This window comes from Listeria sp. PSOL-1, from assembly GCF_902806445.1.
Lineage (GTDB): Bacteria > Bacillota > Bacilli > Lactobacillales > Listeriaceae > Listeria.
Genome location: NZ_LR760298.1, coordinates 1,852,813 through 1,870,673, shown reverse-complemented (window position 1 = coordinate 1,870,673; position 17,861 = coordinate 1,852,813). Strand labels below are relative to the sequence as shown.

Below are 17,861 nucleotides of genomic sequence, written 5' to 3'. Positions count from 1 at the left end.
CGATAAATGGGACGCATTGTAGTTTTAGCGGAAAAGCCATCAGTTGGTAAAGATATTGCACGTGTATTAAGTGCCAAAAATAGTCGAAATGGTTATATGGAAGGCTCAAAATATATTGTTACTTGGGCACTTGGACATTTAATCACGCTAGCTGATCCAGAACGCTATGATCATAAATATAAAACTTGGGATATGGCAGACTTGCCGATTTTACCGAAACAAATGAAGCTTGTCCCAATCAAAGAGACAAGAAAGCAATATGAAATTGTCAAAAATCTATTAAATCGTGCTGATGTTTCAGACATTGTGATTGCAACTGACGCAGGCCGTGAGGGTGAACTTGTTGCAAGGTGGATTATTGAATATGCTAAAGTCAAAAAACCATTGAAACGACTTTGGATATCTTCTGTAACAGATAAAGCCATTCGCGAAGGGTTTTCACGTCTTAAGCCGGGGAAAGAATATGAAAATCTATATTATTCAGCAGTAGCCCGATCAGAAGCCGACTGGATTGTTGGGATCAACGCGACTCGAGCTCTAACAACGAAGTACAATGCACAGCTTTCATGTGGACGTGTACAAACACCGACACTTGCGATGATTGCTAGCTTAGAAGATGAGATTCGCACATTCAAAGCGCGAGAATTTTATCAATTAGAAGCGATAACAGAGCGAGGCACTTTTCGCTGGGGCGAAGGGCAGACTTTTGACAAATTAAAGGCAGAGAATTTGCAGAAAAAACTAGCTGGTCTAAATTTAACGGTTAAAAGCGTTGATGTGAAAGAAAAGAAAACCTATGCGCCAGGTCTATATGACTTAACGGAGCTACAACGTGATGCCAACCAGCGATTTGATTTTTCCGCGAAAGAAACCTTAAATATTATGCAAACATTATATGAAAGACATAAGATTTTGACTTACCCACGGACAGATTCTCGTTTTCTTTCTACAGATATTGTACCCACGTTAAAAGAGCGCCTTTCTGCTTGTGGTATAGGAGAATACGCCAAGCCAGCACGAGCCATTTTGACAAAAGGTATTAAAGCAAGTAAATCATTTGTGGATAATAGCAAAGTAAGTGACCACCATGCCATTATCCCGACTGAAGAAACGGTTTCTTTATCTGATTTATCCGATCGTGAGCGAAAAATCTATGATCTTGTTGTGAAGCGCTTTTTAGCAGTTTTATCTGAGCCTTATGTTTTTGATGAAACAACAATTCAAGCAACAATCGGTTCTGAAGCATTTGTGTTAAAAGGAAAAATAGTGAAAGCGCGTGGCTGGAAAGCACTTTATGGTGATGAAAACGAGCAGGAAATCATCAGTAAGGTTCATGAAGGTGAGCAATTATCTGTCCAAAAAATAGCCTTACAAGTTGGCAAAACGAAACCACCTGCGCGTTTTAATGAAGCAACATTATTATCAGCTATGGAAAATCCAGCAAAATATATGCAGAGCAAAAATAAGGCGCTTGCTAAAACACTAGGTGAAACAGGTGGACTTGGCACAGTAGCAACACGAGCTGATATCATTGATAAATTATTTAACAGCTTTGTTATCGAAAAACAAGGCAAAGAAATTCAAATCACTTCAAAAGGTCGCCAACTCTTAGAACTTGCGCCTACTGGTTTAAAATCGCCTGAATTAACAGCGATTTGGGAGCAAAAGCTATCAAAAATAGCAAATGGTCAATTAGACGTTCGTCAATTTACAGCAGAAATGCGTGATTATGCTAAAAAAGCTGTAAATGAAATTAAACAAAATGATAAAAAGTTTCGCCATGATAATGTCACCTCGCAAAAATGTCCAGATTGTGGCAAATTAATGTTAAAAGTGAAAGGCAAAAAGGGCACAATGCTGGTTTGCCAGGATCGAGAATGTGGTCATCGTGAAGCTGTATCACGAGTGACTAACGCGCGTTGCCCCAATTGTCATAAGCGTTTAGATTTAAGAGGCCAAGGGGACAAACAGATCTTTACTTGTCATACATGTGGTTATCGTGAAAAATTAACAGCATTTAATGAACGTCGTAATAAGGAAAAAAACAAAAATGTTTCCAAAAAAGAAGTCGCAAATTACATGAGAAAATTAAATCAACAAGAAGACGAGCCTTTCAATAACCCAATGGCTGAAGCGCTAGCTAAATTGAAAGGGAATTTACCCAAGTGATAATCCTTAAAGTAAACAAAGAATCTATAAAGAGACAAAGGAGAAATTATTGTGAATAAATTTTTTAAAAGAATGAGTACTGCTTTTTTAGCTGTAACAGTTGCAGCAAGTGGCATTTTTGTTAGTCCCAAGGTAAGTTTGGCAGCGGGAGAACCGGATGTGAATGCAAATGCTGCAATGGCGATCGAGGCAAGTACGGGAAAAATACTTTATAAAAAAAATAGTGATCAGTTAATGGGCATTGCCTCAATGACTAAAACAATGGATGAATATCTCCTTTTTGAAAGAATTAACAATGGGAAATTAAAGTGGGATGATAAAGTGACCATATCCGATTATGCGCATGAAGTTTCTCAAGATCGCACACTTTCTAATGTTCCACTGCGTAATGGCGAAAAATATACGGTAAAAGAATTATATGAAGCGATGGCAATTTATTCAGCAAATGGTGCAGCAATTGCTTTGGCAGAAAAAATAGCGGGTAGCGAAGCCAAATTTGTTGAGATGATGAATAAAAAAGCAACGCAATTAAAATTAGGAAAACATAAATTTGTGAATGCAACAGGCCTTAACAATTCAGATTTGAAAGGAAAAGAGCAAGTCGGTAGTAAAAATGATGAAAATCAAATGACAGCGCAAGGGATGGCGCTACTTGCCAAAAAGCTGATTCAAAAATATCCTGATGTTTTAAAAACAGCAAGTATAACGAAAAAAGACTTTCGTCCGAATACCTCTGACCGCATTGCTATGTCAAACTGGAATTGGCTTTTACCAGGGCTAATTTATGGTCGTAAAGGTGTAGATGGCTTAAAAACTGGAACAACAGATTATGCAGGAATGTGCTTAACAGCTACGGCGCAACAAAATGGAATGCGCGTCATTACAGTTGTTCTTCATGCAAATGGCGGCAAAGGAAAGGGAAGCCATAATAGCGCTCGTTTTGATGAAACGAACAAAATGCTAGATTATGCTTTTAATAACTTTAAGGTAATGGATGTTGAATCTAAAAAGGCAGCAGTTAAAAATCCTGCTACAATTGACGTAAGTAAGGGGAAAAGTGGCACAGCAGATCTGGTTACTGCAGAAGCGGCAAAATTAGTTGTTCCAAAAGCGACAGATAAACCACAATTAGATAAAAAAGTAATTTTAGATAAGAAAGAAGTAGAAGCTCCTGTTAAAGGCGGCACAGAAGTCGGTAATTTAACGATCAAGTTAAAAGGCGGCGACAACTTAGGCTATATCGATGGGAGTCAAACAGCAAAAGTCCCAGTTGTTACAAAAGAAACGATTGAAGAAGCAAATTGGTTTGTATCAATGCTGCATTCGATTGGATCATTTTTTTCAGGAATAGGAAGCTATGTGGCGGATGGTGTTATGGGATGGTTTAATTAAGTAGAAGAAGCTGAGTGAATGTTGTTGACATTTGTTGTGCCCCCAAAAAGTTAGACTTTTTATAGAGTGGATTTTTCCACTCTATTTTTTATACTGTATAGGGTTTCCTTTGTTGGAACTCGACAGGACTTTGCCAGTGAAGTTTTTCTTTGATTCGTTCATGATTATAATACTTCAATGGCTTGTTTTAGCGCTTCATATGCATTATATACATGACCATAATAGATTTCTTGTTTCAAAAGCCCAAAGAAATTCTCTATCGGAGAATTGTCTAAACAATTGGCTTTCCGAGACATATTTTGGAAAATATGGTGCTTTTTTAACAAATACCCATAAAGCTTTCATCTGATAGGGCCCATCCTTGATCAGAATGAAAAATGCGACAATAAGGGTAACCATTGGTTTGAGAAATCGCTTTTTCTAAGTTTTCCATGATTCCCTCTGTATTCGGACGCTTGGAGATTCGATAACTAATGATTTCGCTATTATACATATCCATAAATGGATCTAGATAGAGTTTTTTTCTGCTGTAATTGCCCATCGGAATTCTTTTCAAACTACTTAAATTCTGTGGTACCCATAGTAAGGGTGTGACTCGCGAATCATCTGTAGTTCAATTCTCGATCTCTTGTGTTGGATTTATTCAGCCAAAATGTTTTTGCCAGTACATGCAGATCTATTTAGAGAAAATTAAGAATTTTCTAATGTATCTGTTAATCGGAATCTTTTTCGGAGGCTATGGATGATTTGTGCTGTTCGTTCCTTTTTCGTTCGCTCTCTAAACGGAGCTTCCTCAATTCTTTTAAATAGGCATTCTTGATTTTTAATATCCGATTTTCTTTTTCAAGTGTTTTTAATGGACTTCGCTCGCCGGGGGGGCTTCCTTTTCCTTTTGAGCGACGATCTATTCCTTGCGCACGATACTTTCTTACCCGATTAGAAGGAGCGTAAAGTCACGAATTCTTAATTGATTTGCTACTTCTTTCTTATTTGTAGATTGTTTCCAATCAGTTGTTTGTTGAAGAATTTAAAGTAAAGGATAAATTTAATGTGCAAGAGATAAAATTAAGACAATGTCTTATGAAGTTGAAGAGATTGAAATATAATCAGTTTAAACATCTAAAAGCTGATGTTTATAAATTACCTGTCAAAAAATAAGATATGAACTATTTTTTAATATGCCTAAACTCCTAGAATATAATATGTCTAATTAGTGAATCGGCATGATAAATTAGAATCAAATATGTCTAATTAGTGAATAATTATAATGATTATACTTTACTTTTTTGGATAATCTGTTATAGTTATCTGATGTTCCCTCTGTTTTTACAGGCCAATTTAAAAGCTTTATTTTGTACCTGTCTAAAATAAATGTTTGTTTGAAAGCAAACAAGGGATTGACAATCATCATGATGAGACAAGAGTGTAAACGAAAAAAATAATTTACTAGGAGGAAGAAAATGAATAAACAAACAAAATGGGTTTTAACGTTAGTCGGTGTATTCGTGGCTTTAGCACTTGTGATTGGTGGGGTTTTATTTATTAAAAACCAAGGAAATCAAGAAGCTAATACGACACAAAAGATTCATGTAAAGAGTAATGCTGCAAAAACATCTAAAGTGATGTCCTCAGAAGAAGCAGCTAAGTTAGATAAAGAAGGTAAATGATTTAGTTATTTGCGTTTTTAAGTTAATAAAAGGAAGATAGAGTCTTTTGCTTAAAAAGATATTTGTTTTAATACAATAATTTATAAAGAGGGCACGAACGATTCAGTTATATATTTGATAAATGCAAATATTATAATGATAGTAATTAGTTATCTGTCTGTTTTAACATGCTAATTTTTGAGTTTGGCTAAAATGAACGTTTGTTTGAAGACGTGGGTAAAACAGATAAAAGATTGACAATTGTTGTGACGAAGCAAGCCATTAAGAAGCTTAATCTATTAGAAGTGCTAAAATTAATGAACAAACAAAATGGATTTTGCCGTTAACTATTGTATTTGCAGCTTAACACTTTGTGATTGGTATTTTTTGGTTAGACATCATCAAGGGGAGCGATAGGCCAGTACAATTTTACGTTAAGGGTAATGGCAAAGACCTCTAAAGACAAGTCATCAGGAAAGGAAGCAAAAAATCGAAACAAAATTGTCATGTTTGTGTAAAAAAGTGAATTTAAGTTATTTCAGAACTTAATATTAGAAAGGGATTGGTAAATCTTGCCGTTTAAAAAAATTTTTACTATAATTGCTATCGTCCTATTGGTTATTTCTCAATTGCAAATTTTACCCGCTCTAGCGGAAATGCGTCCACAAGAAACAAGTGATTTGAGTTTGAGTTACTTAAAGCAACAAAAAGAAAAAACAATGGATGATCTCAAGTTGAATATCGGAGAACCCCTGACATTATATGTAGAGAGTAAAAACACGAGAGATAGTACTGTAGAAATCCCATTGGGGAAAAATATAGAATACAATAATAAAGTAACAGCGCAACTGAACAAAGATCGAAAAGATCTTACTGTTGCATATAGGAAAAAAACTAATACGGTGTACGTAAATTGGACGGAAAAAACGAAAGAACGAAATGTTAAACTACAAGTGCAAGCAACGAAAGAAGGTAGTAATCAGTTGTTTGTCGAATCGAAAAGAGATAAACTAACGTTTAAATCTAAGGAAATAAATGTCCAAACAATAGATAACAGAGCAAAAGAAAGTCGTGGAGCTGCTAAGTCTGATACTTTAGGGTCAGAAAATGAAATAAGTAAACATCCAAGCATTAGTAAAAAAGTGGATGCGTCGGCTGATTCAAAGGACAAAATAAGCAAAAACGCAATTTCCAAACAAGCTGTGACTAATAACTCACTTACTGCTACTGAATTTACGCAATTAACACAACGGAATGGAGTTATTGCTATTCCGAGTTTAGGTAGTGTATCAGCAGATTCAAAGTATTCATTTTGGCCGAATATAACTGAAGATACTACAGCCAGGGTAATAAGTAGTAATAATACAAATGCCACAGTATCTAGTCCTAAAAGTATCCCTATTGAGGTTCAAAATGGCGAAACGCAAAAAGCTAGTATAAGTATCCAATTTTCTAACATGGGATTATACAATGGGAAGTCTATAGACGTTATTGTAACAATAACGAATATTACTAACGCGAAGACGATAACGTTAACTGACATGGGTTTACTAGATGTTGTTGGGACAGGTGATTTTTACAAAATCACAACATCTGCAGATGTTTCAACGAAATTTTTATATACAGATACACAAGCACCTGCCACAATAACTGGGCATACAACATTTAATAATATTAATGAAGCAAAAACTGTTACTAGTGATCTAAATCAATTTGCGGATATTTATGCGATGGAAAATACAAAGGTTGGTTATGTAGATAATCCTGATGGAAGTACGACTTTAGGTGCGCTTACAGGGGGTTCGAAAAATACTCCTGACACGCAAGTGACATTAACGTTTGATAATTTGTCGGAATTAACCTATTCTTATAGCAGTAGCACTACTGGGTCAGGTAGCAAATTAAATACAGGATTTTTCAGTGAATATTCTTTAATTAATTTTCGCTTTGACAACCCTCCCGTTATGAAAGGAACTACGCTAGCCTCTTATCAGGATGCTATTACCAATAATAATGAGCTATATAGTATTAGACAAGTTGTGCCATTTGAAAATGATAACGGATATGTAACAGATTTTACAATGAGTAATGATATTAATACGGATTTTGATGTGAAAGCGTCAGATATTCGAGTAACGGATGTTTATGGGACGGATGTCACTGCAAATTTTGATATCGCAATAAATAATGGAACTTTGACAGCAAAAGCAAAAAATATTTCTAGTGCTGATTTTTACGATAACACTTATACAATTCATGTAGTTGGAAAATTAAAAAAAATGCAGATTACAGTAATTATATCAATAATAACGGGGATATTGCTATTCCAGAACAAGCTAACACCAATGTTGGGGACAGTGCTGCTTTAACATCTAATATAGATAATGTAATTATTCCATTAGCTGATGTTCAACCAACGGCAAAAAAAACATATGAAAATAAAACATCTACAGATGGAAAAAATTGGCCGGGGGACACTCTAGAGTTTACGTTAGATGCTACAAATGGTTCTCCAAATTCAGTTTTTTGGGATAATGTGGATTTGAAAGATACTTTACCAACTGGGTTAATAGTTGACACAAGCTCGTTTATCTTGGTATCACCGGATGGTAAAGAAACTTCGTTACCTTCTTCAATTTATAATGCAGCTAATAAAACAATTAAATCAGGACCTTATAGACTTTATGCTGATGAAAGTTATAAAATCAAATTTAAAGCAACTGTTGATGCCGTTTCAGCGGGGACAACTTTGACAAATACCTTAGATGTAGGAAATGGAACTGATAACGCATCTGACAATGTAGCTATTAAAATAGAAAGGCCGGGTTCAGACGCTTATCTAAAGAAAGCGGTGGATAACGAAACCCGTCAAAGTGGAACGGTAGTCGGAGACACTTTGAAATACACCATAGAAGCAGGGAATAAAAAAGCAGGTTCTTTATGGCAAAATGTTAGTGAGAAAGACGCGTTGCCAAAAGGACTAAGTGCTCCAACGAACATCATTCTAACAAAGGTAGATGGCACGACCATTAACTTGAAGGCTGAAGACGTGTACGATCCAGCCAGTCGGACCATCCGTGTGGATATCGGAGATATTGCCGGTGGTGAAAAAGCCACAGTAAGCTTTGAAGCCACAGTTACTCCAGAAGCAGTAGGCCAAAGTTTAGTCAACGTGGCCGAAGCCGCTGGTAACAATCCAGATTCAAATAGTACTGCTGGTAGCGAGGTCACAGCCACGGCTTATGGTTCAGTAAATGGCTCTGGTGGAAATGAACCAATAAAACCAACAAACCCAGAAGCCTACCTAAATAAAACGGTGGATAACGAAACCCGTCAAAGTGGAACGGTAGTCGGAGACACTTTGAAATACACCATAGAAGCAGGGAATAAAAAAGCGGGTTCTTTATGGCAAAATGTTAGCGAGAAAGACGTGTTGCCAAAAGGATTAAGTGCTCCAACGAACATCATTCTAACAAAGGCAGATGGTACAACGACTAACTTGAAGGCTGAAGACGTGTACGATCCAGCCAGTCGGACCATCCGTGTGGATATCGGAGATATTGCCGGTGGTGAAAAAGCCACAGTAAGCTTTGAAGCCACAGTTACTCCAGAAGCAGTAGGCCAAAGTTTAGTCAACGTGGCCGAAGCCACAGGTAACAATCCAGATCCAAATAGTACTGCTGGTAGCGAGGCCACAGCCACGGCTTATGGTTCAGTAAATGGCTCTGGTGGAAATGAACCAATAAAACCAACAAACCCAGAAGCCTACCTAAATAAAACGGTGGATAACGAAACCCGTCAAAGTGGAACGGTAGTCGGAGACACTTTGAAATACACCATAGAAGCAGGGAATAAAAAAGCGGGTTCTTTATGGCAAAATGTTAGCGAGAAAGACGTGTTGCCAAAAGGATTAAGTGCTCCAACGAACATCATTCTAACAAAGGCAGATGGTACAACGACTAACTTGAAGGCTGAAGACGTGTACGATCCAGCCAGTCGGACCATCCGTGTGGATATCGGAGATATTGCCGGTGGTGAAAAAGCCACAGTAAGCTTTGAAGCCACAGTTACTCCAGAAGCAGTAGGCCAAAGTTTAGTCAACGTGGCCGAAGCCACAGGTAACAATCCAGATCCAAATAGTACTGCTGGTAGCGAGGCCACAGCCACGGCTTATGGTTCAGTAAATGGCTCTGGTGGAAATGAACCAATAAAACCAACAAACCCAGAAGCCTACCTAAATAAAACGGTGGATAACGAAACCCGTCAAAGTGGAACGGTAGTCGGAGACACTTTGAAATACACCATAGAAGCAGGGAATAAAAAAGCGGGTTCTTTATGGCAAAATGTTAGCGAGAAAGACGTGTTGCCAAAAGGATTAAGTGCTCCAACGAACATCATTCTAACAAAGGCAGATGGCACAACGACTAACTTGAAGGCTGAAGACGTGTACGATCCAGCCAGTCGGACCATCCGTGTGGATATCGGAGATATTGCCGGTGGTGAAAAAGCCACAGTAAGCTTTGAAGCCACAGTTACTCCAGAAGCAGTAGGCCAAAGTTTAGTCAACGTGGCCGAAGCCACAGGTAACAATCCAGATCCAAATAGTACTGCTGGTAGCGAGGCCACAGCCACGGCTTATGGTTCAGTAAATGGCTCTGGTGGAAATGAACCAATAAAACCAACAAACCCAGAAGCCTACCTAAATAAAACGGTGGATAACGAAACCCGTCAAAGTGGAACGGTAGTCGGAGACACTTTGAAATACACCATAGAAGCAGGGAATAAAAAAGCGGGTTCTTTATGGCAAAATGTTAGCGAGAAAGACGTGTTGCCAAAAGGATTAAGTGCTCCAACGAACATCATTCTAACAAAGGCAGATGGTACAACGACTAACTTGAAGGCTGAAGACGTGTACGATCCAGCCAGTCGGACCATCCGTGTGGATATCGGAGATATTGCCGGTGGTGAAAAAGCCACAGTAAGCTTTGAAGCCACAGTTACTCCAGAAGCAGTAGGCCAAAGTTTAGTCAACGTGGCCGAAGCCACAGGTAACAATCCAGATCCAAATAGTACTGCTGGTAGCGAGGCAAATGTAACAGCAAAGGGGTCTGCGAATGGGCTAATAGTTCCAACCATCCCTGACGTATACGAGCACAAAACTGTGGATAACTTAACCCGTCAAGATGGTAAAACCGCTATAGGAGACACCTTGAAATACACGATTGAAGCAGGGAACAAAGAACCAGGATCCTTGTGGAGCGATGTCACTATTAGTGATAAGCTGCCAGTAGGTTTAAGTACCCCAAGTAAGATTGTGTTAACAAAAGTAGATGGCACAAAAGCAATACTCAAAGCAAGCGATGTATATGATACTTCAACACAAAAGTTAAAAGTAAATGTTGGAAATATTGCCGGTGGCGAAAAAGTGGCGTTGACGTTTGAAGCGAAGATAACTAAAGATGCCATAGGAAAGAGCCTTGTGAATATTGCGGATGCGAGTGGAATGAATCCAGATCATACGTCACAAGATATCTCAACCAGTGGATCCGTCACACCACCTGAAAAACAAGCAACACCAAAACCGCAACCAGCACATGTATTACCGCATACAGGAGATACTGATTTACCTTGGTTAGTCATAACTTCTCTTGTTTCAACTGGGCTTTATCTGGTTCGTCGTCGTAAGAAAAAGATTGCGTAAAAATAGATAGTAGACAAAGGGATAGAGATTAGCTATCCCTTTGTTCTTGTATTAAACAAAGGAGGTTTACCCATGTCAATCTGGTCAAAACGTTTAGGTTTTTTACTGCTGTTATTAGCGATCCTCTACGGATTAACCTTACCAGCAAAACAAATTTTATTAGGTTATGCAGAAAGTAATATCAATAACCTATCCGTATCTAAACAAGATATCAAGCAAAATCAGGAACAGAAAACTTTTCAAAATGATAAAACGATCCATCCTCCTTCTTTTACAGATAGCTTGCGAGCAATCCAAATACCGGATGCCGTAAAAAAACAAATTATAGGATATGTAACAGTGCCTAAAGTAGGGATTGATTTATCCATTTTATCCAGTACTACAGATGAAAATTTATGGTACGGAGCAACCACCTTTAAAAAGACACAAAAAATGGGAGGCATGAATAATTATGTGCTTTTTGGCCATCATATTCGTAGACCTCAAGCTTTATTCAGTCCTTTAGGAAAAGTTAAATTGGGAGATATTGTTGAAATAACAGATCTAAATAAAGTCTATACTTATCGCGTAGATCAGAAAAAAACAATCACTGATACAGATTGGCAAGCTGTTCAGGATCATAAGCAAAAAGAGATTACACTCATTACTTGTGATACAAGCTCGTCTACAAATAAACGCTGGGTTGTGCATGGCGTATTACAGAAAGTAACTGCGTACCAAAATGACAATCCAAAAAGTCATTCGTCATCAGCGAAAACAAAACACAATGCAGGACTCACACAATGGTATATCTACACTGGACTCTTATTCATTCTTCTTATTTTAGTTATTTTAAGTTGGTTATATCAAGAACGAAAATGGAGGAAAAAGCATGCGACAAATGTGGAAGGAAAATAGACAATTAGGGCTAAAGCTCCTTATAGCTTTTCTTATTCCGGTAGTATTACTTTTAATTTGGTATAGTTGGATGGGTTTTTACCCCATTTCCGATAAAAGTTTGTTAGTATCTGATTTAAAACAGCAATATCGTTCTTTTTTTTCATACTATCAACACCTTTTTTCGCTAAAACAATCGCCGTTTTTTAGCTGGGACTTTTTGGGCGGAAGTAATATGATTGGTAACATGGGATACTATTTGGGGAGTCTATTTAATTTGGTTCTATTATTTTTCCCCCATCAACTCTATTTTGGGATCGTTACGCTTCTTTTCTTGAAAATAGGAGCAACCGGTCTAACAACTTATTTACTTGTAAGAAAAATAAATCCTGCGCAAGTTCTTATGAATCTTGCGCTTAGTACAAGTTTTGCTTTATGTGGGATGGTCATAGGTTACTATTTCAATATTCTTTGGTTAGATGCCTTTGTCTACTTGCCACTTATTTTTATTGGATTACTTGATTTACTAAATAAGAAAAAAATCAGTTTCCTCTATATCATTTGTCTTACGCTATTACTACTCGCCAATTTTTATATGGCTTATATGGTAGGTTTATTCATGCTTCTCTACTTTTTAACCCAATTTTGGCAAAAGGAAAAGAGAAATGTTGAAGTATTACTTCGCTTTGTTTGGATGAATTTAATTGCCTTGGGATTAAGTGCTTTTCTATTAATGCCTACTGTTATTCAACTTCAGAAGGCTTCTACAAGTCATGCGCCGCTCCTTGCCGATTGGTTAAATCCATTTAAAGTCATAGCGAAGTTATTTAATGGTGTTTATTATCCAACAAATGTGATCTCTGATGATATTTATCCCTTTATTTATGCAGGTCTTTTTTGTTTTCTTTTAGTCATTCCTTTTTTCTGTATGAAAGCAATCAAATGGCAGCAAAAAGTTAGTTATGGGAGTCTACTTCTAATTGTAGGGTTTAGCTTATGCTATGAACCTCTGGGATTAGTTTGGCAAGGATTTAGCAAGCCTACAGGATTTCCGTATCGCTTTAGTTTTATTTTTAGCTTTTGTCTCATTCTGATTGCCGTTGAGGTACTTAAGTGTATTGAAAAAAAAGATATGAAGTGGATTTGGCTAAGTTTTGGTTGTATCTCTTTACTTTGGGTGATCCTTACTTTAAGTTTATCATCCATATCGTTTTGGTTGTGGGGAGGAAACCAAGGTTTACTTCTTCTTTTAACGCTTTTCATTTATTTATGGTTGCTAGAAGATAAAAAGAAACTCTTTGCCTTTTTATTATTGGGTACGATACTTATCGACTGCACAACAAATGCATGGCTGATGAGTCATAAAATGGGGGAAATCTCTGCTTTTCCGACATATTATTCAGACCAACATCAAGAATCTAACCCTAATCCTAATGTTTTACAAGCTTTGCGCCAAGATGAAGCAAAGAGAGAGCCGTTTGATAAGTATCAATCAACGTATCATATTTTTACAACAGACAACTTATTTTATGGTTTTCCTTCTGTTGGTGGTTTTACATCAATGCAAAGTAAAGATTATGGTAGCATGTTACAGAATATGGGATTTGAGACAACACGTGTAGCATCTAAAGCGGATAGTGGCACATTACTTTCAAATGATTTCTTAGGTGTTAATCGTTATATGCAAGCTACCTATATGTATAATGAAAGGATACCTAATGCACAGAAAGTCGTGAATGTAGGGGATGTTTCTATTTATGCTGCAAAAACAACGCGTGCACTTGGTATGCAATTGGCTTCACAAGAAGTAACGCCAGAGTGGGGCGATGCGCAAGAACAGATTATTAAATTAATGGGAGAACAACCTGATAAAGTTGCTCGCACAACTACGCCTAAGTTACTTCAAAAAAATGCAACGCTAGATGAAAGTCAGCAAGCATATACTAAAAAAGAAGGAACTAGCCAAGCTACTTTAACTTATCAACTACCCAAACAATCAAAAGATACAATCTCCTATATTTCTTTTTCATCTCCTTATTCATTGGATAAAATTACTTATAATTTATCTACCCAAGTGAAAATCCAAGCGCATGGATTCTGGAAACGAATTCTAAATGGGGAAAATAAAATTACAATCCAGTGGGACGGGGATCAACAGTTCCCAGTTTATGGCTTAAAGATTTTAACGATTGATACAAAAGCCTGGGAAGCCGTAGAAAAACGCGAAGCAAAAAATGATTTAAAAATTAAAAGCAAGGGCTTGAGCTCTTTTGAAGGCACTTGGGATGTATTGCCGAATAAAACTCCTGTGCTTAGAATTCCTTTTGATCAAGGATGGCATTACACATGGAACGGCAAACCTGTTAAGGCAAAACGCGTCTTAAGTGATTTAACTACCTTAGAATTACCTCAAGGAAAAGGGACGTTGAAAGGCTATTATCGTCCGCCTGGTCTTATGCTAGGTAGTATCATAAGTGGGCTAAGCGTGGTAGGATTACTAGCTTTCTATTTTTATTGGAAGAGGAGAAGGAAAAAAAGATGAAGTCAACAGTTTTAAAAGTTGTGGGAAGTAGTATAGGAAACATCATTTTATATCTTTTGTTAACAGCTAGCATTTATCCAAACGAAAGGATATCTGCTTTTCAGATTTTTGCTTTTGATCATTTACTTTCCACGCTTTTTAGTCTGTTGTTCTTAGAAATTTTATTTCTATTACTCTATTTAATAGTTCCTTATTTCTTTACACTTTTTGCAGTGTGGGTAGTCAGTTTTGTTTGGCTTATTTGGATTGGCGCTACTAAATTTTCGTATCGCTTAGAGCCGCTTTTTCCATCCGATTTTACTATGGGGGATCAAGTAGGAGATTTAAGTCATTTTGTATCTGCCAAAATCCTTATTTTGTTAATCATTATTACACTTGTTTTAATCGCTTGCGGAGTTTTTCTGGATTTTCGAGTAAAAGCAAACAAGCATTTGTCCTTGCGTTCTAAGCTTATTCTAAAAGGATGTGCGTTGCTTTTATTAGCCGGAATGGTATGGCAAAGTTATACGTTTAATTCAAGTACGTCCGTCCTACAAAAAATAGTCGATGATGTTATTATTGACTGGAATCCGGTTCATCAGGAAGGAAATTATAAAGCAAATGGTTATTTGCCAGGGTTTTTATACAATATGCCTAAAAAAAGCATGGAAAAACCAGCGAATTACTCTCGTCAAACGATGCAGCAACTGGTTAAAAAATACCAAAAAGTGGCAGAGAATTTAAATCAGAAGCGAACGTTTAATAACTTTCAAAATGATAATGTTATCTTTGTTATGAGTGAAAGCTTTAGTAACCCACTACGCTTAAGCGGTGTAACAGCACCACAAAACCTGATACCTTACACACAGGATATCGAGCAAAATAATATCGGTGGTAAAGTGTTATCTGCTGGTTATGGGGGAGGAACTGCTAACATTGAATTCGAGGCGCTAACAGGGTTTTCTATGAGTCTTTTTAAAGATCCTTCTATTGTGCCTTATCAGACGTTTGTTTCTTCTATGGCGAACTTCCCTTCTATTGTCCATGAATTTGATGAAAATGATTATACAACAACGGCAATCCATCCTTACAATACATCGATGTATAAACGAATGGAAGCCTATCCTAATTTAGGTTTTCAATCTTTTCTTAGCGACAAGCAAATGAAAGGGTCAGAGCATCTTGATAATAGCGAATATGCTTCTGATAGCTTTGCTTATCAACAAGCACTTCTTCAGCTGCAAAGTACAACAAGCCCTAATTTTATTCATCTTGTCACTATGCAAAATCATATGCCTTATTGGAATAAATATAACCAAGTAATTCCTGTTAGTATCAATGGGCAAGTAAATACTGAAGCTAGTAACTATGCAGAAGGAATTCACCAAACAGATACGGCGTTAAAACCTTTCATTCAGCAGTTAAATCAACTTTCAAAAGAAGTTATTGTTGTTTTTTGGGGAGATCATTTACCTGGATACTATGATGGCTATACTCAAAATATCAATGGGCCTCGAAAAATGCACGAAACAGAACTTTTCATTTATGATAATAAAAAACATGTCAAAGGAAACCTTAAAACAACAAGCCCAATTTATTTTGGGAATGAGTTAAAAAAATTAACAAACAGCAAATTAACTGTTTATCAAGCATTCCTTGAAAGCTTGAGAGCAGAAATACCAGCCTTTGATTCTGGTGTATACGTCGATTCTAAAAATAACACCGTCAAAGCTGAAGAGTTATCACGGGATGCGAAAGAAAAGCTTCAAGAATTAAAGCTATTTCAATATGATATTCTAGAAGGGAAAGGATTCGCTAAACATGATTTATTCAAAGTTCCTAGCAGCAATTAAAGCCAGACGATTTGTATTGTTACGTTCAGCCATCCTCTTTTTCTTTATCTGTTTGATTTTATATCTACAAATTTATATTTTTTGGGGCACAACAGATATCCGTATAGGAGATGATTTATATTTTCATATCAATCGGATCATGGGGCTTAAAGATGCGATTGCACACGCGACATTCCCGTTTTATATTAACCAATATTTTCTAAATGGTTACGGTTATGGCGTGAATTGGTTTTATCCAGAATGGTTCCTCTATCCATTTGCTTATGCATTAAACTTAGGCGTTTCATTTGCGGTTGCTTATAAGTGCTGGTTAATTTTAGTCGGGTTAGGGTCTTTTTATAGCATGTATGGTGTCATATTACGTTTATCCGGCAATCGGTTTGCGGCGATATTAAGTGGCATATTGTATATTTCATCCTCTTATAAATTAGTAGATACTTTTCAACGAGCAGCACTAGGGGAAGTGCTCTCGTTTATTTTCTTTCCTATTGTGTTATACGGTATCTATACATTGTTTTATCAAAAAGAGAGGAAAGCTTCCCCTCTTATTTGGGGAATGTTGGGTTTAATCGCTTCACATATTTTGTCTGTGATGATGGGAGCTTTTGTGATTCTCTTTTTCTTGTTTTGTTTCATTTGTCAAAAAGGAGCGAAGAAAAAAGCGTTTCTTTTGTTACTTGCAGCCGGAGTAAGCACATTATGTATCAGTGCATTGATTTGGATGCCCTTGCTAGAACAATGGACTTCGCAGCGTTTTCTTTTCCAAATTCATTCTTTTATTACGCCTGATTCAGCTGCGTATAGTTTTTCCTCTTTTATTGAAAGTTTAACTGGACAAAATGCAGGTGTGGGGATATTGCTTTTCCTTGGCATTCTTATTTTTAGCATTGCGTTAATAAAGCGACGCAGAGGGAGCCGGTTTGAATGGCATTGTCTATTATTGATGGGGCTTTTGCTTGTCATGACAACGCAGCTTTTTCCTTGGAAATCGCTATCGTTCTTGGACATCTTGCAGTTTCCTTGGCGACTTAATTTAATGATAACCGTTCTTGCATGTTTTTTAGTCGGCTTAAATTGGGAAAAAGTGGTCGAAAACATTCCTAAGTTCTTTCATCTACATGCGCTCGTATTCCTTGCAGTCTGCGCGTTCTTTTTACAACTTGTTCCAGTTGTCAGTGCATATCATCAAAGTACAATTGGCCAATTAAAGCTAGTTTCCGTACAAAAAGAGATAGAAGCACATCCCAATGATCTGGGTGCAGGACAAGAATATCTACCAGAAAATGCTTCTCTTTCTTCAATTGCTGCTACGAAACAAATTGAAACATTAGGAAAAGTAAACCTATCAAATCAAAAAAGAATAACGCAAGGGTATCAAGTTCATTATCAAGATGCGCAAAATGCTAGCATTATTTTCCCTCTTCTTTACTATAAAGGTTATACCATTCAACAAAATGGAAAAAACATTCCGATTCATCCTATCAGAGGCCAGGTTAGTTGTGTTGTGCAAGGTTCAGGTGACTTAAAAGTGGTCTTTACCGGCACATTCATCCAACATTTTTCCTTTTGGTTTAGCTTTTGCAGCTTACTTTTTTGGGGGATTTATGCAAATAGAAGAATAGCCCAAAGATCCAGACTAGATATTTAAACATCGCTTCCAGGATATGTTATGATAAAAGCAATCGCTGGCACTTGAAAGGAAG

Annotated in this window: 10 protein-coding genes and 1 pseudogene; 9 read left to right on the top strand and 2 right to left on the bottom strand. The window is 37.0% G+C overall.

All coding sequences use genetic code 11. The features are described from left to right. Window positions 1-6: 6 nt before the first annotated feature. Together G6Q10_RS09020 and pbpD1 are read left to right on the top strand one after the other, a co-directional pair. On the top strand, window positions 7-2,169 hold the full coding sequence (locus G6Q10_RS09020; protein WP_163655268.1) for a DNA topoisomerase III: 2,163 nt from the start codon (window positions 7-9) through the stop codon (window positions 2,167-2,169). A 51-nt stretch (window positions 2,170-2,220) separates the two neighbouring features. After that, window positions 2,221-3,561: a D-alanyl-D-alanine carboxypeptidase PBPD1 gene (gene pbpD1 / locus G6Q10_RS09015; RefSeq protein ID WP_370519533.1), complete on the top strand. Its 1,341-nt coding sequence runs from the start codon at window positions 2,221-2,223 to the stop codon at window positions 3,559-3,561. An 88-nt stretch (window positions 3,562-3,649) separates the two neighbouring features. Here the strand turns inward: pbpD1 and G6Q10_RS10180 are convergent. Together G6Q10_RS10180 and G6Q10_RS10175 are read right to left on the bottom strand one after the other, a co-directional pair. Continuing rightward, window positions 3,650-3,857 (bottom strand): annotated as a pseudogene (locus G6Q10_RS10180) (IS3 family transposase). Window positions 3,858-3,880: 23 nt separating this feature from the next. After that, complete coding sequence (locus tag G6Q10_RS10175; RefSeq protein WP_370519532.1) at window positions 3,881-4,102, bottom strand: DDE-type integrase/transposase/recombinase; 222 nt, start codon at window positions 4,100-4,102, stop codon at window positions 3,881-3,883. A 919-nt stretch (window positions 4,103-5,021) separates the two neighbouring features. Between G6Q10_RS10175 and G6Q10_RS09005 the strand changes: the two genes are divergently transcribed. From G6Q10_RS09005 to G6Q10_RS08975, 7 genes are all read left to right on the top strand, one after another. Then, complete coding sequence (locus G6Q10_RS09005) at window positions 5,022-5,228, top strand: hypothetical protein (protein ID WP_163655264.1); 207 nt, start codon at window positions 5,022-5,024, stop codon at window positions 5,226-5,228. Between the two features lie 551 nt (window positions 5,229-5,779). Further along, window positions 5,780-7,576, top strand: coding sequence for an adhesive domain-containing protein (locus tag G6Q10_RS09000; RefSeq protein ID WP_163655262.1), 1,797 nt, complete (start codon window positions 5,780-5,782; stop codon window positions 7,574-7,576). A 173-nt stretch (window positions 7,577-7,749) separates the two neighbouring features. Beyond that, window positions 7,750-10,908 carry an isopeptide-forming domain-containing fimbrial protein gene (locus G6Q10_RS08995; RefSeq protein ID WP_163655261.1) on the top strand — a complete coding sequence of 1,053 codons (3,159 nt, stop codon included), beginning with the start codon at window positions 7,750-7,752 and terminating at the stop codon, window positions 10,906-10,908. A gap of 72 nt (window positions 10,909-10,980) precedes the next feature. Further along, a complete protein-coding gene (locus G6Q10_RS08990; RefSeq protein ID WP_163655259.1) occupies window positions 10,981-11,805 on the top strand; it encodes a class A sortase in 825 nt (274 codons plus the stop codon). Further along, window positions 11,780-14,326, top strand: coding sequence for a YfhO family protein (locus G6Q10_RS08985; protein ID WP_163655258.1), 2,547 nt, complete (start codon window positions 11,780-11,782; stop codon window positions 14,324-14,326). The genes G6Q10_RS08990 and G6Q10_RS08985 overlap by 26 nt, the downstream gene beginning before the upstream one ends. Further along, window positions 14,323-16,158, top strand: coding sequence for an LTA synthase family protein (locus G6Q10_RS08980; protein WP_163655256.1), 1,836 nt, complete (start codon window positions 14,323-14,325; stop codon window positions 16,156-16,158). The genes G6Q10_RS08985 and G6Q10_RS08980 overlap by 4 nt, the downstream gene beginning before the upstream one ends. Continuing rightward, entirely contained in the window at window positions 16,127-17,806 is a 1,680-nt protein-coding gene (locus G6Q10_RS08975) for a glycosyltransferase family protein (RefSeq protein ID WP_163655254.1), read from the top strand. The genes G6Q10_RS08980 and G6Q10_RS08975 overlap by 32 nt, the downstream gene beginning before the upstream one ends. Window positions 17,807-17,861 lie beyond the last annotated feature (55 nt).